Raw genomic sequence first — 249 nt, forward strand, 5'->3', positions numbered from 1 at the left:
TCCGCTTCCGCGGCATCACCTACGCCCCGCTCGACGTGACCTGCGAGGGCTTCGAGATGACGGCCGATGGGGCGATCCCGCAGCCGACCCTCTCGATTACCAACGTGACGCGCGTGATGAGTTCGGCCGCCGCGCTCCACGACGACCTCATCGGCGCGCGGCTGATCCGCACCCGCACCTATGCCCAGTTCCTCGACGGCGGGCCGACCCCGGATCCGCAGGCGGCCTACGCCCAGGACATCTACGTGT

1 pseudogene is annotated in these 249 nt (G+C 69.5%); it reads left to right on the top strand.

The features are described 5' to 3' along the window. Positions 1-249, top strand: a pseudogene (locus OWC43_RS23435) (phage minor tail protein L); the annotation flags it as partial.

The organism is Methylorubrum sp. POS3 (assembly GCF_043352485.1).
GTDB lineage: Bacteria > Pseudomonadota > Alphaproteobacteria > Rhizobiales > Beijerinckiaceae > Methylobacterium > Methylobacterium suomiense.